This window comes from Candidatus Uabimicrobium amorphum (genome assembly GCF_009002475.1).
Lineage (GTDB): Bacteria > Planctomycetota > Uabimicrobiia > Uabimicrobiales > Uabimicrobiaceae > Uabimicrobium > Uabimicrobium amorphum.
In genome coordinates this window covers 9,197,105-9,220,987 of record NZ_AP019860.1, presented here as the reverse complement: position 1 = coordinate 9,220,987, position 23,883 = coordinate 9,197,105, and the positions used below count along the sequence as shown (strand labels likewise).

Below are 23,883 nucleotides of genomic sequence, written 5' to 3'. Positions count from 1 at the left end.
ATACACGTGTCCTATAATAGTATAGGAAGGGAGAATAGTTATGAAATGCGACGAGTTTCGAGACAAAAAACACCAAGAAATAAGCTCAATGGTGCGTATGATGCATATAACACCGAGCAAAAACTTTAAAAAAAATCTGTATAAAGCTTTACACCACGAAGACACATCTTTTTGGGAAAAGTTTAATCTTATATTTGATTATGCCATTTATCGTTTTGTTCATACTCCGGTACATACAGCATGGATGTCTTTTTTAATCATAACAACGATTGCTTTACCGATCTGTTATTTTAACTACATGGAAAACCAAATACAAAACCAACAGCAGGCACTTCCGTTGTGGAAAATGCCCGCACAAATAACAGCAAACAAGTAATTTTTACTAGTTATCGTTGTTTGTTGGTAAAAAGATCTTAGAAGGAAATCTCTTAATTAGTTTTCCACTACGGCGAATACGAATCATTACGTCAAAAAGTCCTTTGGGATTTTCTTGTGGTCGTGTAGAGTCTTGTCGAGGATATGAAATCTGAATATTATAGGAGAACTGCGCCAAAGCTCCTCCAGTATCATCCTCACTAACCGCAACATTGAATCCATTGGCATTTTGGCCTAACAAGGCAAAATTTACATCGCCTCCCGCTTGCAATTCCGCGGTGTAAGTGGTTGTTGTTTTACGGTTGTCAACAGGACCCGCTGTTGGTGGATTCGCACCAATAGATGGTATACCTATAGACTCATCAACTTGTGGCAAAACATATTCATTGACGCGACCCCCGGAGTTAATACCATCATGGAAATAAATCAGGGGGTCTCCAGGAGCCATTTGTGAAGCGGAAGCGCGTAAAGAAGCATACACAGAATCGGCAATAAAAGCCGCATATGTCTCTTCCGCAGCCTTTTTCGTAGATTTTATTCCTGCAGGAAAAAGAGTTAATATCCCCACAACACCAAACACTAGAATTCCCAAAGAAATTAAAATTTCGATGAGCGTGAACCCAGCTGTTGATTTATTCTTCATGTACTTCCCTCCTAATTATTGGCATTTGCCACCCAAAAAACGCGACTAACGGTATGTGTAACGCGACTTTGTGAATCGGTAACGTCCATACGAACTCTCACGGCATCCACATTTCCGTTATTTACCGTCAATATATCCCAACGGTCGTTTCCCCCTGGGCTTGTATCATCAAAATAACTAGCGAAGTCAAAACTGATTCCAGGAATAGCTCCATTTCTTGGTGCTGCAATAAACTCGCACATTACATCATTTCCAACAGCACGTGCATTTGCAACAACAGGAGCAATGTTAGGATCGTCAAGGTTCGGGTCGTCGATCGCAGGAACGATAAAGTTACGCAATAAAACCCAGCGTTGATTGTCGCTTCCCTCTAGAGGAATAATACGATAGCTAATATTTGCCAAGCCTGTTTCAGGACCACTCGCTCCATCAAAAGTAATCACCGAACGAAAAGATAACAAACTTTGCTCTGCAGGAGTTGCTTGTGTTGGATTAATCTGCAAATTACCACGTGAACTCGCCAATTCTTTCGCCATTAAGTCGAAAGCCACGCGAGCATTCTGAAAAATGTTCATATTTGCTTCAGAAAGATTAAAAAGTTGCGTTGAGCGACTAAAAATAATAACGATCGCCCCCATAAGAATTAACATTAGAGATACCGCAACTAGTAGCTCTATCAATGTAAAACCTTTTTGTAGTTTTCTACGCATATACTTACCTCTCGTTATGGAGTGCGAATTTCAGAACGAACTTGTCCAATATTATTTACAATATCAATTAAAGCAATGTGCTCGCCATTATCTTGCTGTAACATTATATCTGCAACATCACCAGTAAAGGCCGGCTGGCCAGGAACCGGTAAATCACCTGTGTAACCTGTCACAACGCGTACGCTACCTGTCGGCGAAAATTCCAAAACCAATGGTTCGGTATAATTATCAACGTTTCCCAAACTTTGCACAGAGATAAAGTCGGGAAATTTTTCTGCTTGTGTTCTACTTTCGAACTCACGATTTGGGTTGTTTTCGTTAGAGTCAAATACTTGAACTGTGTTTACAAGTGCTTGCTGTTGGGTTGCTCCAGGTACGTTATCAAACGAAGAAGCAGGAACAGTGACTAACGTATCTGGCTGCGAATTTGCTTGCGTAAAAAGAACGACAAATTGTCGTTCGCGTTGTGCGATCGCCTGAGAGCGCGCTTGTAAGCATGCCATTTTTATCATGGATGCCGCCCCTTTCAAACGACTTTTTGACATGAAGTCAAGTGTTGTCGGTAGTACCGCGGCAGCAATCATTACTATAATAGAAATAACAACCAATAGTTCGATTAGAGTAAACGCTTTGAAATGTCTTTTATTTAATAGCACAACAAAACACCCCTAAAAACAAAAATTTATATATATTTTAGTATTTTATGTCATAATATTTTGTACAAGGTCATTATACATGATCATCAACCATGACTGCAAGAAAAACTTAGGATACATCTAACGTAAGTAACTACCAGTTATACTGGTACTAAAATAAGGGGTTTTCTAACACCCTATGGTAAAAAAATACGTAAATTTATATTTTTCTCTTGCATTGCCTTCGCACTATTAGTTTAATAGTTTAAATCTAAAAAGTTCTCAAAAAACAAGATTTTTCGAGAACAGTAACATGCAAATTAAATTTGCATATTAAGAATTGTTCTTTTTTGAAAGGACTTCACATATGATTAAAAATTGCATAATAATGTTAATGGTTTTTACAATGACTGCTTCCGCTTGGTGCTGTGGTGTTAGATCTATTAACTTAGTTCAAGCACAAAACCAAGTTCAGCAACAACAACCACAACCTGCTCCACCGATTACTCAGCCAGCTCCAGCTCCAGTACCTGAGCCAGAAACTCTAGCTGAAATTATTAAAGCTGACCTAGCTGATTTCGATAAATTTGGTTCTAACGATCAAGAAACAAATTTTGATGATAACGCAGTGGAAAGATTGTCTGAAGCAGCTATTAGAGAAGTTGAACGTTTCGAAGAAGCTTTAAACCTTCCTACATTTGCTGGCGACTCAGACGAGTCTCGCATTGACAGAAACGAAAAGCAACTTGACATAGCTGAAAACTTGGCACCTCAGTTACAACAAAGAGTTCTTGAGTTCATCAGTGATGTAAACAATGACGTAAGTAAGTTTGTTGCACCTGAAAACCAAGCTATTCTTGCAAATGCACCACAAAGTGTAATTGATTCTTTCTATGATCAAGTAAGTAACTTACATGAAGAGTTTTTTGTAGACTTAAACAACGCTATTAAGCTTGAGCTACAAACAGGAATCGACCCAAACAGTGTTTCTACAAACACATTGCCAGACGGCAGTACACAACAAGAAACAACAGATAATTTGGCTCAAATCGATGACACAAACTCTGCAGTTCCAACAGCTCAAAGAATTCTTGATAGACTACAGTTTACACAACAAGAATTCTTGAATGACTTCAAATTTGTAAGAGAATCTACTCTTGAAGAAATTCAGAACATTGAAACAATCAATAATGATCAAAGTAGTGAAATCAACACTACTCCTGACTTTGATGGAGCGCTTGACTCAACTTTTCAATCTCCAACTCAAACAAACAGAATTCGTTTAGACGTATTGAATCCATTGAGTCTACCTGGTGCAAATTTCGATCGTGGAACTGCATCTATCGTAAGCATGATCCAAGATCTACAAAATCGTTTTTCTGGCTCACAATTGGCACGTGACCTAGATTTCTTCTTGGCAGTATTTCCTTCTTCACAAGAAACAGCTGTTCAAGATTCTCTTGAGCCACGAACAGATCTATTCGTTAATGGTCAAACAACTCTTAACGATTTACAAGATCGTGAACTAAACCAAAACGATGCTAACCAACTAGCTGATTTCGAAACAGAAAATACTTTCACAACAAGTAGTTTCGCTATTGGACTAGACGGAAGACTTGTAGGTATCGATCAATCTGACGACAATCCAGTTATCAGTCAGTCTGAAAACGTAACAAGAATACAAAATGGAAGTAGTTTCAACACAAGAACTTTCGGTGGTACCCCTGGTCAATTCGAAAGTGTTAGAATCACAGTTGGTGACCGTACATACGAACTTTACGATCACGTATTCACAAGTCCAATCGTTCTTGATATGGATGGCGATGGAAAATTAGAAGCTTCTAACGGTGTTTACCTACCACACGTTTACAAAGATGGACGCGTTGTTGAGTTCGATATCAATGGCGACGGTTTCGTAGATCTTACCGAGTGGGTTGGCAAAAACGATGGTCTTCTAATTCAGTATGATTCAAGCAAGCCAGTAAGTGGCGCACAATTGTTTGGTGATGCTGATGGTTTCATCAACGGTTACGAAAAAATGAGATCTCTAGACGCTGACGAAAATGGTACTCTAGAAGGTCAAGAACTTTCTACTCTAAGTGTATGGCAAGACAAGAACCTAAACGCTAAAGTAGATGCAGGTGAAATTCAGTCTCTAGCTGATCTTAAGATTACAGAACTCAAAGTAGAGCACGACAACTTTGTTTCTCAATTCACAATTGATGGTGAAGAACGCACCATGTGGGATTGGTATCCAAGTGTTTTCCGTGTAAAAAAGAGAAAATAATCTGTAGAGATTGACACATGTAAAAGAGAGTATTATGCTTGACATAATACTCTCTTTTTTTTTTGGATTATTGCGTAAAATACCCGTAGAGTACTTGTAATCACATTTCCTGTATGACATAATTCTTACAGAAAATACATTACTGTTAATAAAAATAGGGGAAAACATGAAAAAGCTGTTAACAATTTTGTTAATATTAATAACCTGTATTTTTGCAGATAAATACAAGGTTTCGGTCGATGACATATCTCAATATAAAGTCGACTACAAAATCCTTAATCCATGCGCTGTTTCTAATGATGCAAGCTACTTCTTTGCAACAGAACGAGTATACGATGTCAAAAAAATTGCAAGAGGTAATGCATATGACCTAATCATTTTTCGTTTTAAAGATAAGAAACTAGAAACGATTGATCGCATACCGCTTAAGATCTATCACTTGGTCAATGTTGCTTATGACAGTGATAGGCATCGCATTTTTATCGTGGGAAACCGCGGAAACAAAATAATCCGTGTAGATCCGCGCAACAACAGAAAAAAAGTGGAATTTGAATACCAGCAAGGACAAAAAGGATTCAAGGCAGGACCATTTGTTTTTTGTCACAAAAGTAAACTATACGCTACGGGTTGGTTTTACGATGAAGAACAAAACTGGTTAGGTGATTATGTTGCAAGAATCGCCTTTACCAAAAAAGGTGTTCGTTTCCAAAGAAAAGCGAGTTTAGACTATTTATTTAAATATCGATTTTCCAATAGAGGAACTGTAAGAACAAACTTCTATGTCTCAGGCGATCTCTTTTATTTCTCATTAATTGATCAGGTAGAAAAAAAGACATTTCTAATGGAACTTCGCAATAAAAAACTCACTCCAGTTGATAAAGAACACATAATATCGACCTTTGCCGCCACCGATGAACGTATTTTTTACATCACCAGAGATGCAGATGGACATTATCATCACTTTCTGAAAAATTTTACAACTGGCGAAAAATATACCATCGGTAGAGAAAATGATCGTTTCACCTATCCATTTTTAGTAAAAGACCGACTTGTTGTCCTAAAAACAGATCTAAAACGCAAAACTTTCAATGCTTATGTTGGTATAGAAAAAGATAGATATCTACTACAACGTTTTATCAAAAATGAAACACTGGGTGCGATGAAAATATCTCAAAATGCAAAATACTATCTCTTTATGGGGATAGATGGCATTACAATCGGTACTCTAGTTAGAAACGAGTCAACAGAATAATGTTTTTTTCACAATGGTTCCTTTGAGGAACCATTGTTATCATCAATATTGTTAGCGAGTTCATTATGATAAAAAAAATTTTATGTATATTCTTTATCACCACATTCATTTCTCTCCATTCGCAAGAAGCAACAAAGTTTGTCAAAGTAAAAACGCTTGATTTAAAAGTGGTTCCCTATCCTTGGGCGAATGAACTTAGTTTGTCGATTAACATTTTTGCCAAAAGAATATTCAAAGACGTCAAATTTCAAATTCGCTTACAATACGAGGGTAGAAAGATAGGCTCATACACCGTCACCGTAAAAGAAAATGAAGGTCGTTACTACGCCAAAAAAAAATTTGAGCCCTTAAATAAGCCAGCACAAGAAGTATTGTATGGTGATTACAATGTATACATCGAAATGGTGGTAGAAGAACAAAATTCTAAATTTAAAGCACGCTGGAAAAAATTTTCCTCGGCAACACGACTTGCTATTGCCCAAAAAACTTTTTCTATTGGCAAAAAAAACCAAGTACAAAAACAGCAAAAAGAAATTCAAGAATTTTACATCGAGCGCATGAAAGAACTGAACAGGCTATACAAAATACTCAAGAAACAAGAAGTCGTTGAGTATAGAAACAGAGGTTTTCGTCGCCAAAAATGGCGCCAATGGCTATACACGGAGTACTTGCAAAAGATAAATAATGAAAAAAAACAATTAGAGATTCGCCAAGCAAGAGTCTACCATCCCAAATACAACTATACTTTAAACGGTATGAAATATTATTGTGATCTACTCGTGCGTATAGGTAAAACCTCGACAATGATTCTTTATAAGCGCCACGGTTTAAAGCAAGATGCCACCTCTATGTCAGGGATCGATCCGTTTGCGATCAAGAGTCGTAAGAGTTTAAACAAAATTATTGAGGGTATTCATCGCAGTAGCGCCAAGGAAATGGGCATTTCTCTCAAAAAAGAACTGGGCTTCATACCACCACCAAAATAATACGTCGAGGTGCAACCAGGCTGGAACTACAAACTACAAAAGGTGTCATCCCTGACTTGATAGGGATCCAGAGTTTACAAGTCAATTTTATGTTGCTGGTTTCCCGCTTACGCGGGAATGACATGAATTTGTGAGCCTTATATGTCGGGGACTGTGAGCATTATAGACTCTGTATCCCTTGTAATATCAAAAATTTTCCTTAACTTAATGGCATTGATTCCTGCTTTCGCAGGAATGACACCTTGTGGTAGTTCCGTCTCAATAAAACTGAGGTTTATCCGTTGCTGGATTCCTGCTTTCGTAGGAATGACATTTCGAGATAGATAACAAAAATAGGAATGCCCCCGATCTCAACCACCTAAATTTCGATTATCACACAAAAAAATTCGTAAAAAACCATAAAAAACTCACAAAATTCACAGAATAATTTCCCACCTACTCCCCACTATAATATACAGTTAAACGCATACAAACAAACACATTTAAATCTTTACACTCCTTTTATTTTATTGTAGAATGAAATAAAATTTAGTGAACAAGATTTCACTTTCTACTCCTTAAATACAATTCATTAGAAGGAGGTTTACGCATCTATAGGATGTGTTTTAAAAAAAACATGAAAAAGTTAAAAAATAAAGAACGCAAAGGTATCACCCTAATCATAGTAACAAGCATTATGTTGGTTTTATCTACAACAGCCGTTACTTTCGTACGCTTAACAGGCTATGAACGTACAGCGGCCAGTAATTATGCGTCCACTGTCGACGCCAAGCTAACTGCTTATGCTGGGGTGGATCATGCATTAGCACTCATTTACGATAACATAAGAAGAACAGGTCGCATTGGATTAAGCGAACCACCAGTCAATGGTGTTACCTTACAATATCCGGCGAACTCAGACCGCGATGTATTCCTTGCGAGTCAGACACCTGAACCAATCTCTTTGGAATTAGACATCGATCTATACAATGACGGTGACAACAATGATCCTTTTACGGTTTCAGGGCTTGTTGGTCGTACTATTGGTGGAGATATCTTTGGAACCAGCGAATTACATGGTAATTTTTATTCGCTAAAACTAGAAGACTCCTCGGGTAAACTCAATGTAAATAGTTTTATTCCCGTGAACGTCAATGCCAATGGTAACGTAACACTAAGAACCGACGCTGCGACAGTGGTTCCAAGTGCCGAGACCATGCGACGCCTGTTATTAACACTTGCAGAATTGGCTTTTCCGGCATCGGATGCGAATTTCCACAACGCATTGGCAAGTGCTGTTCTCAATACCCCTCTGAATCCAAACACACGTACGCGCTTTACCAGTATGCAAGAAGTAGAAACCAAAATAAATACAGACGTTGCTGGTTTTGAAGGATCTGCGGGTGCGGAAAGATTTTTGAGCAATCTTACAACCTCTTCTATTATCGATACAAGTACGGTCGCAGTAAGTGTCGAAGATGCTCTCGACCTACGCGATGCTCCCGAATACTACCATGAAGCACGTGCTCCGGTGAACATAAACACCGCATCACGAGATGTTTTGATCGCTTTGATTGTCAACATTCGCGGTCGCGCTAACTTTTTTGCTAGTCAAATCCAAGATGATGATGATCCAACCTTTAGTAACAATGCGATTAGAGTAGAAACAACTCTGCGTAACGACATAGCCCAGTTTGAAATTGCAATTCCTCAAGCAGAGGCCGAAGCACTTGCCGACGAAATTATTCGTCGTCGCGAAGTGGATGGCAATCCGTTTTTGGACCAAGGTGAAATTGATGAGTTTTTCAATGCGCAAAATATCAACATTCCTGTTCCAAATCTTGGTGACCCTACCAATGGTGCTATCAATGCGGCAACTGTGGTCAAAAACACAGGCTTAAACCCAGGTAGCCCTGTAGTTTCACAGCAAGTATGGAACCAAGCTGTACGCGATATGCTGCGTAGTAACTTCAACCCAAATACCGTTGAAAATTTTTGGAATCCCAATGCCGGAGCATTCCGCCGCGTAAGTACTTCTGATTTAGTACGTATTGAAAGCGATGGTACTAATTTACAGACAAATCCTTCTCACACTTTAGAGCTAGTACCTTCTTCTGTGGGTAGTGTTGAGATTACATCTGTAGGTCGTACCACCGCACAACAAGGTAACCTAGTTACCGGTATATCGATTATCGAAACCGTAGCAGAATTTGGTCGCGAAGTAACGCATACAACACAAAGTGACTTCGAGCCAGACACAGGTCTCGCCACCACAGTGACTTCACCAAACAACATTGCTCATCAAAGAGCAGTAGGAGCCCCTGTTGATGAGGATCTGTTCGCTGGTGCGGTAGAACCCAATCCGATTTTAGACATCAACGGAGACAACCCCGGTAACGGTAATAGAACCGGTGGCGGCAACAGTTTCTCTTCCGGTAACAACTTTGTCGCAGCGGGTAACAACGAGCAACAAAATCGATTCAACACCAACGGTACTTATAAATCGCCCGCACAATGGACAACCCAAACGGTAAACCCTGGAGGTGCGAAAACCATCAAGTACAATGTCAGAGCTGCCAACAATTCTCTGATAAAATCGTTTGAGGGGCTACCATTTATTATGGAGGCGAAAAATACGGTTCGTCAACCAGGCAACAATATCACATATGACGGCTTAGTTTCACGAAGAATGTATTACACGCCTGACTTTGTACGTGAAGTGAGTCCTTCCGATGCCGCAATAGGTCTTCGCCAAAATGACAGTTTAGAGCGTTACCTAATCGAAACGTGCTTCGAAGATTTCACCACTAGTTCTGGTGGAGACAACGTATCCTCTTATCTCGCGAACCGTAGTGTCGGAAATTCCCAACCAGATCTACGTTCAGGAAATACTTCTGGAGAGAGTAAGATGGGAAATCGCAATGGATCTGTCCAATTTTGGGTAAAATTCGATGCCGATAATACCGACGACATTAATGGAAACTCCATCGCTTGTGGTCTATTTGGCGCGACAACTGCGAGTGGTTTTCGTCAAGGACGTGTCGCAAACGACTCCCAAGGCAACGACCTTTTCGGACGTACCGATATATTTTTTCGTGAAGGAACGCAAACATATTTGTATATAAACGCCTTAGGAGAACTACGTGCCACAAGGCTATACTATGCTCTATGTTTTCCATTAACTGGCCAAACACCTTACGGAGCTTTCTTTGATACAGAAGTCGATTTTGCCAACCGCAAAGTACCGCGTCGCGACGTTATCATGAGAACAACCCCATTTAAGGCACATGAATGGTATCACCTACGTCTTGTTTGGGATGACACTCTGAATGGAAACGCATCTATAGACCTATTTGTCAATGACGAAAAAGTAACACCAAACATTGCAACAATCGAAGAAGTAGATGAGTTGGCGTTCAACAATGAATACTGTTTACTCAACGAAAGAGAACCACTCGATGGTATGTTCATAAACGGATTTCCTCGTGCACAGGCAAAAAAAGGTGGGTATTTCCACTTCAATGAAGACGGAGACCACATCCACATGCCAGGAAACGCAACCATTGATCAGTTTATCTCTTCAGAGAGTAAAAACTTTGCCACGACAAGTGGGGACAGCCGCCGTCGTTTTCCGGAAACCACGACATACACAAATTCATTTAACTTAAACGACGACGATGCTGTGATCGCTGCTATACGCTGGACATCGTATCCTCCTTATCGACAAGATGCGGATGATGACTCCGATTTTCCAAGCGTTCGCTTGTCTTCCGTAACGGTAAATGGTACTTCGCAAGGAGTTAACCAAAATAACACCACTACCGAAGATTCTCAGCAAAGAGAATTGGTTGTTGCCGGTGATATCATTGGTAATACCAATATAAATTCGCAGCAAGTCGATTATACTTTCGAATTTACTTCACCGCGTCCAAAGCAACCAGTGAACAATACGAACGAACTACAAGGAGCGCGCTGCGCAACTTTAGATTCGGTGACATTACTTATGTTGAAAAGGTATCCTGTGCTTAGAGATACTGAAATTCAATAATGAATTAGAATGTAGTTTCTACAAATAAAGTACTATGGGAAAATTCCCATAGTACTTCCCCCCAATCACTGCTTTATACCTATTATGAGGTCACAAAAATGGCTAAAATTCGTCTATCTCATCAAAGTTATGAAAAACACGATTGCGTTGAAATTCCCAAAAACACAAAAATAACCCCTGATATATTCGAATATCTCAAAAAACGAACTTTACGCGCCCAAGAGAAAAATAAGAAAATACTCATCACCTTACCAGGAAACACTGCTGTATCGAAAAGAAGTATCAAAGAATTTTTGCAGTTTTTTCAACAAAACAAGGAATACCTATTTATTCCTCAGGAAGCTTTGAAATGGGGGAGAATATGGGATAACATTATCAATGATGATTTAGCGACTACGGATATGGATAAAGCTCTGGCATGGCTTGCCGATGACTCATTCCTTACACCAAAAATCGTTCGTCGTGAATTGGGAAATGTCGCATACATAAAATTTAGTGGCCATGTTGCGAACGCCTCAAAGCATGCCGCAAAAAAAATTATCCAATCCTTAGAAGAGATAAAACCTTCTGGACGCATGCTAGAAGTTGCCAATGTTTTCGATACTGGTATCTGCAATTCATGGGTTCCCATATCAGGAGCCATTGTTCTCGACATCGCCGATTTGTTTATTCTCAACCAAAGATTTCTAAGTGCCATTACCGAAGCTCTGGAAGAATACAATTTAAGTGTCTCTTCAAAAGGAATTTTCTTTGTTACCTCTGGACTTTTCCAGTCGTGGCAATTAAAAAAAATCCTCAAAGGGCAAACGATCAACGAAATAGGTAACATGATCCGGGTGATCTCCAGCCGTGACAGTGACAACGAAAGTAAGATCCAAAAAGAATTAGCGGCAATTACCTCTGCGTCGCAAAAAAATGACCCACCAAAGCCTTTGTTCTTGCACACAGTACAAGGTCATGACTCCGCCCTAAAAACCATTGACTATTTTTCTCCTGATCTCGTTATCGTTGATGAAATCAGCGAAGCCACCGCAATAAAGCAGAACGTTCTCAAAAGCCGTGGTGAAAAAATCAATCACATTATACCAGCGACGGACCCCGGTTTACGCATATTGTCTCCACAAATGATCACCAAAGGTTACGACTACGATCTATTTGCCGAATACGTCATGTCGCGTTATTTGCATAACCGTGGAAAACCAAACGAAACATACATTTACTACCTGAATACCGACCAAGACCGCATGCGCAAAACGTCAATGTTCCTTGGTGGTGAACTATCGCATGTTATTGATGAAGACCTAGAGCAAATCATAGAATACCTTCCCCAATGTGAAACACAACCCGATGCCCAGGGAAGCTTTACCATTGCTCTTCTCGAAAAACAATTTTTAAAATTTGAAGTAGACCTGCACTTTACGGTAAACGGATTCAGTCAACTACTTTCCAAATATCCGAACCTATTTACCAAACACAAAGACAGCTTGACAACCTCAGTGCGCTTATACTTAAAAGCGGCACAAATATCGCATCCGATACAGGCGAAATTGCACTTAGCGGAAAGCTTCAATGAATTTTCCATCACCGAAGAGAACATCAATATCGAAATACGCGTACAAGACACGCGTAATATGCTTACATTTAAGGCCACACCTCACGAAGGATTAGAAAAGCGCTTTAAAACGCTCTTTACACTGCTCAATGGTAGCGACATATTTGACTCCCTACCCGACAAAGAGTTGTTTATCGAACTAGTATCATTGTTGTGGGAAAATTACCAAGCATCCATGTACAGAACTCAGGGTTTTACCATAAGTCTTATTTCTGAAAATGACGGTAGTTTTCGACTAGAAGTGTTCCAAAGTAAGCAAAATAAAGCCATTTTAAGTGGAAAAGTCGTTGATGGAAAACGTCAACTACGTTTTACTGGTAATACGCTTCATCACCCACAAGCCCAAAAACGTTTACTGAAGATGATTAGTTTGTATTTCAACTCTGGACAAAACGATCCAACAGAAAACACATGGCGCTTTGCTTGCTTCGAAGCCATGACCCAGGTGCTGGCAAATGGTTCACAAAACCAGTCACTAAGTTTTGATCTACAAGTTCAAGAACCGCGATGGGCGGCAATCATTATGTGTGATAGTATTGCTCCTAATATGATTGCCGAACGTTCGAAAAAAATGTTCGACGAAGGCGCAGACCTTGTCAAAGTAGGGGACAATGGTCGCCAAGTAACCCTAGTCAGAAAACCCGATCCAAAAGAAACAGACGCGGTATTGGGTTTTGATAGTTTACAATCAGAACTGGACGGCCTGCAAGAGAATGCCATTCTCGAAAAAGTCGAAAATGTGAAAAGCCAAGAGGCGGAAGAACGAAGTTTAAAATTACAAAAGACATACGAAGAAGCGCTCAAGGCGTACAATCAAAAATATGGTGGTATGGACGATGAAGACGACATGCAAGCAACAGGAAGAACATCACGTCCAAAAACTTTAGAAGAATCGGCACGGGTAAAAGTTGTTCGCCGTCGCGTCATGCCCAAAGGGGAAATAGAGAAGCGTCGCAAAAAAATGCGTATGTATATTGCAAGTGGTGCTACGGTATTCCTCATAGCAGCAGTATTGTTTGTATCCGTCAGTTTTTCAGGAAGAAGTACAGGTGAGCGTAAAGCATTGCGTGTAAAAAATATCGACTCAATGAGTGATGCGGAACTCGCAGAAATGTACGCAAAAAAGAAAAAAACCAAAAGCCCTTCGAAGGTGGATAAACCGCAAAAAGATAACAAAAAAAGAGACCCCGATCCACATGCGCAACTTGTAAAAAACACATGTCGCGCGCTATATGTTGCAGATGCACCAAAGCAGGAGTTGCTCAACGCCCTACTTAAAGAACTGTTTTTTGCTCTCAGAAAGTCACCAAATAGCGCGGATGCTCACAATTTGATGGCCAGACTTTTTTGGTATAAAGTCCATCTTGATACGCAGAAAATTTTTCCAAAGAAATGGAAAGTAAGTTGGCGTCGTGAGGCAAAACTTCATTTTGAAAAGGCACGTGAATTGTATCGCAAAGACACGATTCAGTCAGGGATATCGCTGCGAATACGCACATGGATGCCTGAGTATTACATCTATGAATCCAACAAGCCGAAAAAAGACAAGTCAAAAAAGAGCGTTTTTTATGCGAAGTACGATGTATACAAGGAAGCATTGAGCGATATTGACCTATTAAACTCACAGCTTCGTTAAAAGCGTTACATAATAAAAAAACCTACCTTTTCTAAAATAAAAAAGGTAGGTTTATAAACTACTTTCATAGTTAATACCAGTGTAGTTCATCGTACTACTTGCGAAGTAATTTTTCCACTTTTGCAAAAAGTAAATCGTTATCAAATGGTTTCGCTAGGATATCGTCAAAGTTTCTCTTCTTCAAATCATTGAGTTCTTTTTTGGTAATATTTCCAGAAATGCCTAAGATACGTACATTTTTCATTTCAGGCATGTTGCGAACATATTCACAAACGGTATTACCATCAATATCCGGTAAACAAATATCGAGAATGATGACATCGGGTTTAAATTCTTTGGCTAGTCCAGCATCGAAACCTCTTGATACACAGCGAATATCGTAGCTATCTTCATCAAATATTCCTTGGAAAACCTCAAGTATAATTTCTTCATCATCGACAGCTAATATCTTTGGGCGATTTTTTTGAAGCTGATCAATAGGAATATTGTGTTTTTTCATAAACTTGATTAAATTTTCTCTGGTAATACGACGGTTTTTCGATCCAGGAATTTTAAAGCCTTCGAGCTCGTTTGATTCAATCCACTTAATGACAGTTGGAATGGTTACATGGCAGAGTTCTGCTACTTCACCAGTAGTAAAACCTTTTTTATCATGCATATTTGAAACCTCAAAAATTAAATATTTTTTGCCTATACGCACCCAAAATACATATTGCAAAGAATATCTTACATTAAATTATATGAGTCTTGTCTTGTAGTTAGGTTAAGAATAATCTCTTATATAATATAGCATTATCACCGCAAATGTATTTAAAAAAATTTTTTTTTTTCCACTTTTAAAGAATTTTATCATTTTTGAGCGCTATCTATAAAATTCTACGGTAAAAATAGATTATATTCTACAATAAATCAGTACATTTTATTCATGTCGAAGGGCGTATTTTGCAATGCTTCGCACCAGAAATAGATTATATTCTACAATAAAAACCTGCGTATACTAGAGAATTTATAAATTTTCTATCGGTGGTGCCGTTCGACACGCCCTACGCTAATCCTGTTTCAATACCTGTTCGTAAGACTCAGATATATTATACAACAATAAATCATGAACCGTTGCCATATCTCTCAATTCTTCAAGTTTATTCTTCACGTGAACCCCCATCTCCCAAAAGTAGATGGTATTTATCGACGTTTCGAGAGAATCAATCACTGTAAATGCGCAACGATTAGAAGCATAATCCATAAATCGTACATATTGCTCGATGTCGCAGTTGATAAACTTCTGCCAAAAGTCTTCTTTTGCTTCTAAACTCTTACGTGTTTTACGTGGTATTAAATTGCGTAATTTTTTCTGATCGACACCAAATTCCGCCGAATCAAACATATTTTTCCCAAAGCAAGAATAAATCATTTTCCAATGTTCATGAAGTTCGTGCATTTCCAATTTTTGAACTAATATCTGTTTCAACGAAACATAAAATAAATACTTTGCGATCAAAAACCGCAGATACTGCTCACTCAAGTTATCCACCAAGTTTTTGCATATGATAAGACTTGGTGGGTTGGTATTTTCTAAGAAAATTTTGTTACGGTGTTTCGCAGTAATGTACATGTTTAGGTCGCGAATTCCCATTGCTTTCATAATACTATGTGTATGGTACCAAATGGGCCGCTGTACACGCTCCGCTCCCAAGTGTTCGCGTTTTTTAATATCAAATTTTTCTTCTATATTGGTTTGGTATATTTTCTCGCAATAATCTTCAATAGTCGAAATAACTTCACGCACTTCTTGTATTGGCTTCGGAATGATAAAAGAAGAAATCAAATCGTTATTTACCGGAACCAACTTACTGGATACTTCGACTTTTTCATTGCTCAAATATTGATATGCACGATAACACTTCATCGCGCGATTTTTTTTGTCGGTCTTCTCTAAAAGATCGTGCAAACTCAAGTACGAATCCACACGCAAGGAATCTTTCTTCAATATACGAAAATGTCCTTTAATCGCTTCTTCTTGACTCGCCGGTTCTTTGGTTTTTATTTTTGTCAAAGCAATAAGAGCCTCTGTATGATCATGATCTAATTGCAACACTGCTTCAAATTGCTCAATAGCCAAGTCATCTTTTTGAATTTTTTCCAGATACAAAAATCCCAAAGCAAGATGAATTGGCAAACCATTTTCCTTCTTGTCTTCCGGTAAATTCGTCAAAAACTCCCGGTAGGAATTTGATAAAGCCGACCAATTTTCTTCGGCAAGATATATCTCAGCAATTCCCTTAATTGCTTTTATACATATAGGATTTACCTTCAATGTTTCTTGGTAACAATGAACGGCTTCGCGTTTTTGACCTAAGCCAATCAAGATGCGCGCGTGTAAATTGCGATTTTCTTCTTTATCTTCGGCCTCTTGTAGCTCTGAAAAACACAAATCATTGTAATTGCGTGCTGCTTCCCAATCTTTTTGTCGAATGTAAAGAGCCACCAGTTTTTTCTTTAACTTAATATCGCTCTTACCATTTTCGATGGCCTTGAGATAGTAATCGATACTTTTGTCTAGATTATCGAGTTCTTTGTAAATATCACCCATTTCTTCGTATGCCACAGATTCCTCACCTTCTGGCGACTCATTTACCACTTGCTGTTGGTATAGAAGGGCACGATCCCATTCTTTCTTTAGGGAATATAGTGAACTCAACGACTTCAAAGTCTCTAAACGCGAAAATTTGCGATCGAGAAGCATCTGATAAAACTCAATGGCCTTATCGATATTCCCTAAGATTTTGTGCAATATCGCCGATTGGTGAATGATATTGATATTTGTCTCTTCACTTTCCAACGAATACGCTTTTTCGTAGTAGGTAAGAGACTCATGGAACGATTGTTTGCTAAAGTAAATTTTCGCCAAACTCAAGACAGAAGGTAAATGTTCATTGTTTTTTTCCACAGCACTTTTGAAATAACCGATCGCTTGATCAATTTTCTTTTGCTTCTGTGCCGCCACACCCCAATCGTAATATGCTTCAACAATTTTGTCTGTTTCCTCCTCAGGCAACACCGAAATGAGACGCTCTAACAAAATTTCCGCTTCTTTCCATTTTTCATCTGCGGAATATATGGCGATCACTTCGGAAAGCGGCTCTATTGATTTTGGTTGAATATCCAAAGCCTGGAGGTAATATCCTTTTGCTTTACTCAAATCATTGATGGAGGACTTGTAAATACTCGCGACTTTGGTGAGCAAAGAATATTTTTCTTGTGGATTTTTTGTGGTACCAAGAGCGGCCTGGATATAATCAATCGCTTGTTCCCAATTTTGCTCTTCGACCAAAATATCGGCAAGAAGCTTGATCGAATCGATATGCCCAGGGTCTTCATTTAGAGACATACGCAAGTGTGCAGTTGCTTGCTCGGTATCCTGGTAATTTTCCAAATAAACACATGCTAACTTATAGTATGTGTCAGACACTACCGCGGGATCTTCTACAGCTTTTAGCTTCAGATTGTAGACATTCATCAACGCTTCAATATTTTGCTCTTGGCTATATAGACCTTCGAGTTTCTCTAGAGCAAGTATCTCTGTCTCCGAAATTTGTAGGATTTTTTCGTAGTAGTGTACTGCGTTTTCTGGTTGCTGCAGTTTATCGATATATACATTTGCCAATCTATGTAACACCGTTATTTTTTGTTGCTCGTCTTCGGTGATGTTCATCTTATTTGTCAATAGATTTGCAAGTTCTTTGTATTGTTGCCGTTTTTCTAAAATTTCTTCCAAAAGATCAAATGCTTTATCATTGCTCGGTGAAAGTTCCAAACAACTTTTAAACAAATTGTATGCTTTATCGTAGTCTTCCAAGTAATAATAATATGTCTGAGCGGCATCCAGTTGCACTTTTAACTGTTCTTCTGTATCCATACGTAGTTTGGCATCGGCGATCAGCTTGTCGTAAATTCCAATGAGTTTGTCCCATATATACTGGCGCTTATAGATCTTTGCTAGTGCGTAGCAAGCATCAATATCATCTTCAATATCGAGAATATTCTCATAAGCTCCTATTGCGGAATTATCGTCAAAAATACGTTCGCCGTATATGTGCCCTAATTTATGGTATAAAGCAATTTTTTCATGGCCGTTAGCTCTATCGATAATAGAAAGGATGGAGTCCACCAATTTTTTGTAACATCCCCACTCTTCGTAAACATACTGCAATTTACGGATAGTTTGTAAATCTTCTTTGTATACAAGGGCCTGTTCGTAAAAGTCAATTGCACGATTTCCTTCGCCGAGATGCTCATGAAAAACTTCTCCCAACTGCACGCATAAATTGTACAATTCCTCCGGGTCTTGGGTATTGCGCGTTTGGCGATTGAGTATCCCAATATACATTTTCCAATCTTTGCGATATTTTGAGATTTCCGCCATCACTTTTAGCGTTTCAGGGTGCTGAGAATCAACCTTCAGCACTTTGGAATACGTGCGAATGGCTTCATCGGCTTTATGCAACTTATACCAATATATTTTCCCCAGCTGCAAATATTTATTTAAGCGCTCTTGCGGTTCACATTTCCGAGCGTCTTCCTCTAAAATCTTCGTCATGCCCTCGTAATCATTTAACTTTTCTTGAATCTCCACCAATGTTTCACTTGTCTTACGGTGGAAACCATACCCAATCACTTTCAAGTAGTTATCTCGTGCCTGGATGGGTGAATTTAGCTTTTTCTCCCATATTTCTCCTAGGCGGAAAAATATCTTCGCTTTCTTCTCTTCTGCTTCGAGTTCACTTTCTTCTAATAGCATCGCTGCCGCTTCTGGCCAACGCTTCATTTTCTCATATAGTGTCCGTAACCCTTTTACTACCGCTAAATTTTGAGAATTCTTGCTGTAGGCATACTGGTAATGAGGTAGAGCTTTTAAGTTATCCTGCAACTTATCTTCCCAAGTATAGGCAATTTTTAAATGAAGATTCACCACTTCCTCTTCATGCTCAGAGACCTGGGCCGTCCATTCATATACGTTTATCAAACGCTCCCAATTTCCCGTCGCCGAATATATTTGAATCAAATTCATCAGCGCCTTAGAATGCGAAGGATTCACATTTAAAATTCTTTCAAAACAGAAAATCGCGTCTTCTTTCTTATCGAGTAACGCGTATATTTTACCCGCTTCGAGATACAATCCACAAATTCGTTTACGATCTCCAATCTCGTAAATAAGGTTCGCTTCTTTCACACACATTGCGGCAAAGGATTCTTCCTCTTCCATTTTTTTATACATTTTTTGTAGGTATTGTATGGTCGGTAAATAGCCTTCGTCTATTTCAAGTATTGCCAAACCGTGATCTACGGCTTTTTGCCACTCGCGCAAATAGTTGCCATATGTTTTCATCGCGCTTTCATGTACTTCCAATACATTTTTATAGCGCTTTGTTAACTCAATTTTCTTTTCGAGAATAGCAACATACTCGTTCCACATTTTCTGTCCATGTAGAAGTGTTTCAAGGCTATTGATAATAAAAATATCATTGGGCCATGCTTCGTGGACAACACGGTAGTACTCAATACTTCCCTCGGGGTCCTTGAGATAGCGTTCTTTTAATTTCGCGATTTCGAGGTGTAGTTGCAAAGCGCGTGCGTCCTCCGTCTGTAACTGGAACTCGCGGAGAAGCATGACTTGTAACTCACTGTATTTCTTTTGCGCGCGATAAACTCTTTGTAAACCGCGAAGTGCTATCAAGTTATTTGGATCGAGTTCATTGTAAAGAACCTTGATGTAACTTTCGTGTGCTTGATCCCAGTCATGTAGAACAAATTCATATGTATCACCGCACATCAAATACAACCAAATGCGCCGTTCGCGCTCTATACTTTCCACTTCCAACTCTTGGATATACATTTTCAAAAGTGCTTCGGTATTTTTTTGACGCGCATAAATTGCCTGTAAGCCACGAATTGCCAGTAAATTCGAAGAATCCAACTCTAAAACTTGTTGGTACATCTCCAAGGCTTCATCACATTTATTTAGTTGCTCCGACCAAATATTTCCCAAATTGTTATAAAGATCGGTCATCGCTTTATAGTCGGTATTTTTTTGAAGCTCCTCTTCAAAAAACTCAATAAGAAGTTCCCATTTCTTTTGTGTACGTAGTATAGAAACTAAAGCTTTTTTTGCTTCTTCGTGCTTATCGTTTAGTTGCAGAATCTCCTTATATGTGGTAATAGCTTCATCCCACTTTTCGGTTTTTTCGCAGATATACGCTTGATTTAACTTTAAAGACAGTCGCCTTTTCTCATCCACTTCGCATCTATTGTGTAACACCTTGAGTAATTTATCGTACTCTTCTCTTTTATGATATAACGACTCCAGCCGATAAAAAGCCTCCTCGTGCATAGGGTCGACTTGCAGTAACTCTTCTAAGGTACTCGCGGCCATGGTGGGTTGATTAATATGATGTTGCGCTAAATTTGCTTTTTTCAGCAACAACTCAACTTTTAACTCGTGAGAAATGTCAAGCTTCAACTCACGATTAACTATTTGTAAAGCCTTGGGGTACTCCTCGATATCGCCATACAGATTGCGTAAAATCTCTAAGATACGTCGATCATTTTCGTCGATAGCAAGAACGTCATTGTATACTTTAATCGCTTCGTTTAATTGCATTGTTTTGCGATGATATATATTGGCTATTTTCAACAATATTTCACGACGTTCTTCCGGACAAATGCGCATTTTTAATTGCAAAATGCCCAAGAGTTTCTCCCAGTTTTCGCTGTGTATCTGTAAAAGATTTTCAATGGCTTGTTTATTTTTATTGTCCGAGTGTAAAATTCGTTCGTAGTGTACCGCTGCCTGCGATGGTGAATCGACATGTTCTTTGTAGATATGCGCTAAATGGGTGTGGTATTCGATAATTTTTGGTTTTTCACTACATATTTCGAGTTGTTTTTTACGGATATCAATTAATTTTTCCCAATTTTCATCGCTTTGATAAAAAGACGCCAGTTGCTCCAAAGCTTCTTTATTTTTGGCGTCTAATTCCACAATTTTTTGGTAATACAGCGCTTTATTGTCACATATTTGCGCTGCGTCGAGATACAGCTCAATCAATTTGTTATTGTCAGTGGTGACAACGCTCAATTTCTCGTATATGGCCTCTAACTTGTCAACGTCTCCTGCACCTTTATATAATTTTTTTAACCTAACAAGTGCATTGATATGGTAGGGATCGTTTAGAATAACATTTTCATATGCCCACATAGCGCGCTGAGGCTCTTTTAATTTCTCTTCTAGGATCATACCTGCCATAAAAATATAATTGACACGCTGAGAAACTTCTACAGACAAATATGAATTTTGCTGTAATATTTTTACGAGTTTCTCAAAGGCCTCTAGTTGTGTATATAATACTTCCAGTTTGCGCAGGACATCTACATAATCGGGTTTTAAAGCCTTGATCTTTTCAAAATAGAGCACTGCTTGATCTGCATCACGCAATTTTTCTTGGTAAAATGTGGCTATTTTGTAATAGATATCAATCACATCTTCGATTTCGCTACACATTTGCGATTGTTTTTGCAAAACAGCGATCAATTTTTTCCAATCTTGTTTTTTCTCATACAGCGCTTTTAGAGACTCAACTGCTCTGGAATTGTGACTGTCTACTTCAAGAACATTTTTCAGCTGTTCTTCTAGCTTAGAAACTAAATCACGCTCCTTATAAAAGTCACACAGTGAAAACAACAGATCGAGTTTTTCTTTAAACTTTGGTGTAATAGAAGCTAACTTTGATGTTATTTGCAAATACTCCGCTTTTTTATTATTTCTTTTGTACAGTGAACGTAAGCGCCGATATGCTTCGAGATTGTCAGGTACCGCCTGTATAATTTTCTCATAGCTCTTGCAAGCAATATCAATGTTATTTAAATGATTTTCGTAAATTTCCGCCATTTCCATATAACCATGCTCGTACATGGATTTATCCACATTGACGATTTGCTGTAAAATGGCAACGAGCTGTTTATGCTCCTGTTTTTCGCGATAGTAGTCCGCCAACAAATACAATACTTTGCGGTTGTTGGGTTGCAATTGCTTAATTTTTTGATAGTATACGATTGCTTCATCTTCCTTGCGCAACAACGTACAAAGTTCCGCAATCTCATTGAAAACTTCAACGCGCTCTTCCCCGCGTACTAACTTACTTTTCTTCACCAGAATCTGTAACAGCTTTTCTTTTTGATCTTCCTCGGCACAAATTTTTTGAAGCTCTTCGTATGCATGAAGGTTTTCGTCATCTAGTTTGAGAATATCTTCGTAAACGGCAATTGCCTCATTCCACCGTTCTTTCCCTTGTAGAATTTGTCCCATTTTTCCCCACAAATCCACTTTCTTTGCCGGATCTTGTAACCAGTTCACCTCTAAACGATAAATGTCCAGAAGACCATCTTCGTCGTCTGACTGCATACTCTTAAGGCGCTCAAGTATTTCCTTATCTTTGGGAAAGTCTTCCAAAGCTTTATACAAACAGGCAATGGCATCGCTCTTGCTGTTATGCTCTTCGTGTAATTTTGCCAACGCAAAATAAACTTCGCGTTTCTTCTTTCTCTCGCTCGCCAATTCAATTTGTTTTTGATAAACTCCCGCAAGTTTTTGCCAATTTTGTAATGTGCTGTAGTGTTTTTCTAAGCGTGTCAAAATAGCAAAATCTTCTTTGGCGACCGCCCCTTCCAAAAACGAAACGCATAACTCGTTGTCTCCTAGCTTGTTTTCGGCAATATCCGCCATGGAGATCAAATAATCATATAGTTGTGGCTCAGATAAACTCTGCGATTTCTTACGCATAATTCCCAGTACTGCTTGCCAATCTTGTTTTTCGGTATATATACTTTCTAAAGCGTTTAATGCGTACTCTTGCTGCGGCTGCAAGCTGAGTATTTCCATATAGAACTTTATGGCTTCGTCCGTTTTCTGCAATTGTTCGCACATACTAGCCACTTGCTGCAAACGCTTGAGTTTTATGTCATTTTCCGAACTGCTTTGAATTTGCTGGCGATACATCGCGATTAACTTTTCGTAATCGTCATCTTCCAAATACAGGAGTTCCAACTTTTCAAATGCTTCCTCGTTGTGGGGAAACTCATCGACAATACGTCGAAATATTTCTTTTGCTTTTTCACGATTCTTTATCTCTTGTAGGTGACATGTCGCAAGTTGTTGAAGTAGACTTATCTTTTCGTTGTCTGATTTACTATTTTGCAGTTGCTCTTCCCAAATATTACATAATACTTCCCAGTTTTTCATACTTTTGCATAACAGTATGAAACTGGACATATACGGATTGTTTTGTTTTTGTAAAGCATATGATTTTTGATAAGAAGCAAAAGCATTCTCGCTACGTGATAGATACTTTTCTTCAATGCTCGCTCTTTCGCCGTAAAGCTTCGCACCCAATTCGGGATCTCGCTTTTCAACAAAACCAACATGTAGAGAGTAAAGTTCTACAAGTTTTTTCCAATCTCCCACGCCAAGAAAAGATTCCTTTAGAACTGCAAATTGTTCTTCATTTTGTGGAGAATCTTGAAACTCAGCCCAAGCCTTTTCTAATTCTTCACCTCTTATCATAAATGCTCTCCCAGGTATATCTACATTCTGTCATAACAATCGTCACCGAACCTGACCACAACAGCACCCTCAATAATAGTGACCGTCTTCCGCAAGCCTTTGTA

11 protein-coding genes are annotated in these 23,883 nt (G+C 38.8%); 6 read left to right on the top strand and 5 right to left on the bottom strand.

Annotation, left to right across the window (positions count from 1 at the left end):
- Positions 1–40: 40 nt before the first annotated feature.
- Positions 41–376 carry a hypothetical protein gene (locus UABAM_RS32365; RefSeq protein WP_151972350.1) on the top strand — a complete coding sequence of 112 codons (336 nt, stop codon included), beginning with the start codon at positions 41–43 and terminating at the stop codon, positions 374–376.
- Positions 377–382: 6 nt separating this feature from the next.
- Here UABAM_RS32365 and UABAM_RS32360 read toward each other — a convergent pair whose 3' ends face one another.
- From UABAM_RS32360 to UABAM_RS32350, 3 genes are read right to left on the bottom strand one after another with little or no spacing between them, the layout of a single operon-like run.
- Positions 383–1,018, bottom strand: a complete 636-nt coding sequence (locus tag UABAM_RS32360; protein ID WP_151972348.1) for a type IV pilus modification PilV family protein — start codon at positions 1,016–1,018, stop codon at positions 383–385.
- Positions 1,019–1,029: 11 nt separating this feature from the next.
- Complete coding sequence (locus UABAM_RS32355) at positions 1,030–1,728, bottom strand: PilW family protein (RefSeq protein ID WP_151972346.1); 699 nt, start codon at positions 1,726–1,728, stop codon at positions 1,030–1,032.
- Between the two features lie 14 nt (positions 1,729–1,742).
- Entirely contained in the window at positions 1,743–2,384 is a 642-nt protein-coding gene (locus UABAM_RS32350; protein WP_151972345.1) for a pilus assembly FimT family protein, read from the bottom strand.
- 385 nt (positions 2,385–2,769) lie between these two features.
- On the opposite strand from UABAM_RS32350, the gene UABAM_RS32345 reads away from it, so the two are divergent.
- The 5 genes from UABAM_RS32345 to UABAM_RS32325 all read left to right on the top strand — a co-directional run bounded on the left by UABAM_RS32345 (position 2,770) and on the right by UABAM_RS32325 (position 14,163).
- Positions 2,770–4,650, top strand: a complete 1,881-nt coding sequence (locus UABAM_RS32345; protein WP_173013705.1) for a hypothetical protein — start codon at positions 2,770–2,772, stop codon at positions 4,648–4,650.
- 166 nt (positions 4,651–4,816) lie between these two features.
- The gene (locus UABAM_RS32340; protein WP_151972341.1) at positions 4,817–5,902 is read left to right on the top strand and encodes a hypothetical protein; all 1,086 of its coding nucleotides are present in this window, start codon (positions 4,817–4,819) and stop codon (positions 5,900–5,902) included.
- A 65-nt stretch (positions 5,903–5,967) separates the two neighbouring features.
- Positions 5,968–6,888 carry a hypothetical protein gene (locus UABAM_RS32335; RefSeq protein WP_151972340.1) on the top strand — a complete coding sequence of 307 codons (921 nt, stop codon included), beginning with the start codon at positions 5,968–5,970 and terminating at the stop codon, positions 6,886–6,888.
- Between the two features lie 616 nt (positions 6,889–7,504).
- A complete protein-coding gene (locus tag UABAM_RS32330) occupies positions 7,505–10,915 on the top strand; it encodes a pilus assembly PilX N-terminal domain-containing protein (protein WP_151972338.1) in 3,411 nt (1,136 codons plus the stop codon).
- A gap of 98 nt (positions 10,916–11,013) precedes the next feature.
- Positions 11,014–14,163, top strand: a complete 3,150-nt coding sequence (locus UABAM_RS32325) for a hypothetical protein (protein WP_151972337.1) — start codon at positions 11,014–11,016, stop codon at positions 14,161–14,163.
- A gap of 94 nt (positions 14,164–14,257) precedes the next feature.
- Here UABAM_RS32325 and UABAM_RS32320 read toward each other — a convergent pair whose 3' ends face one another.
- Positions 14,258–14,821, bottom strand: coding sequence for a response regulator (locus tag UABAM_RS32320; protein ID WP_151972335.1), 564 nt, complete (start codon positions 14,819–14,821; stop codon positions 14,258–14,260).
- Between the two features lie 390 nt (positions 14,822–15,211).
- Positions 15,212–23,779, bottom strand: a complete 8,568-nt coding sequence (locus tag UABAM_RS32315) for a tetratricopeptide repeat protein (protein WP_151972334.1) — start codon at positions 23,777–23,779, stop codon at positions 15,212–15,214.
- Positions 23,780–23,883: the final 104 nt, after the last annotated feature.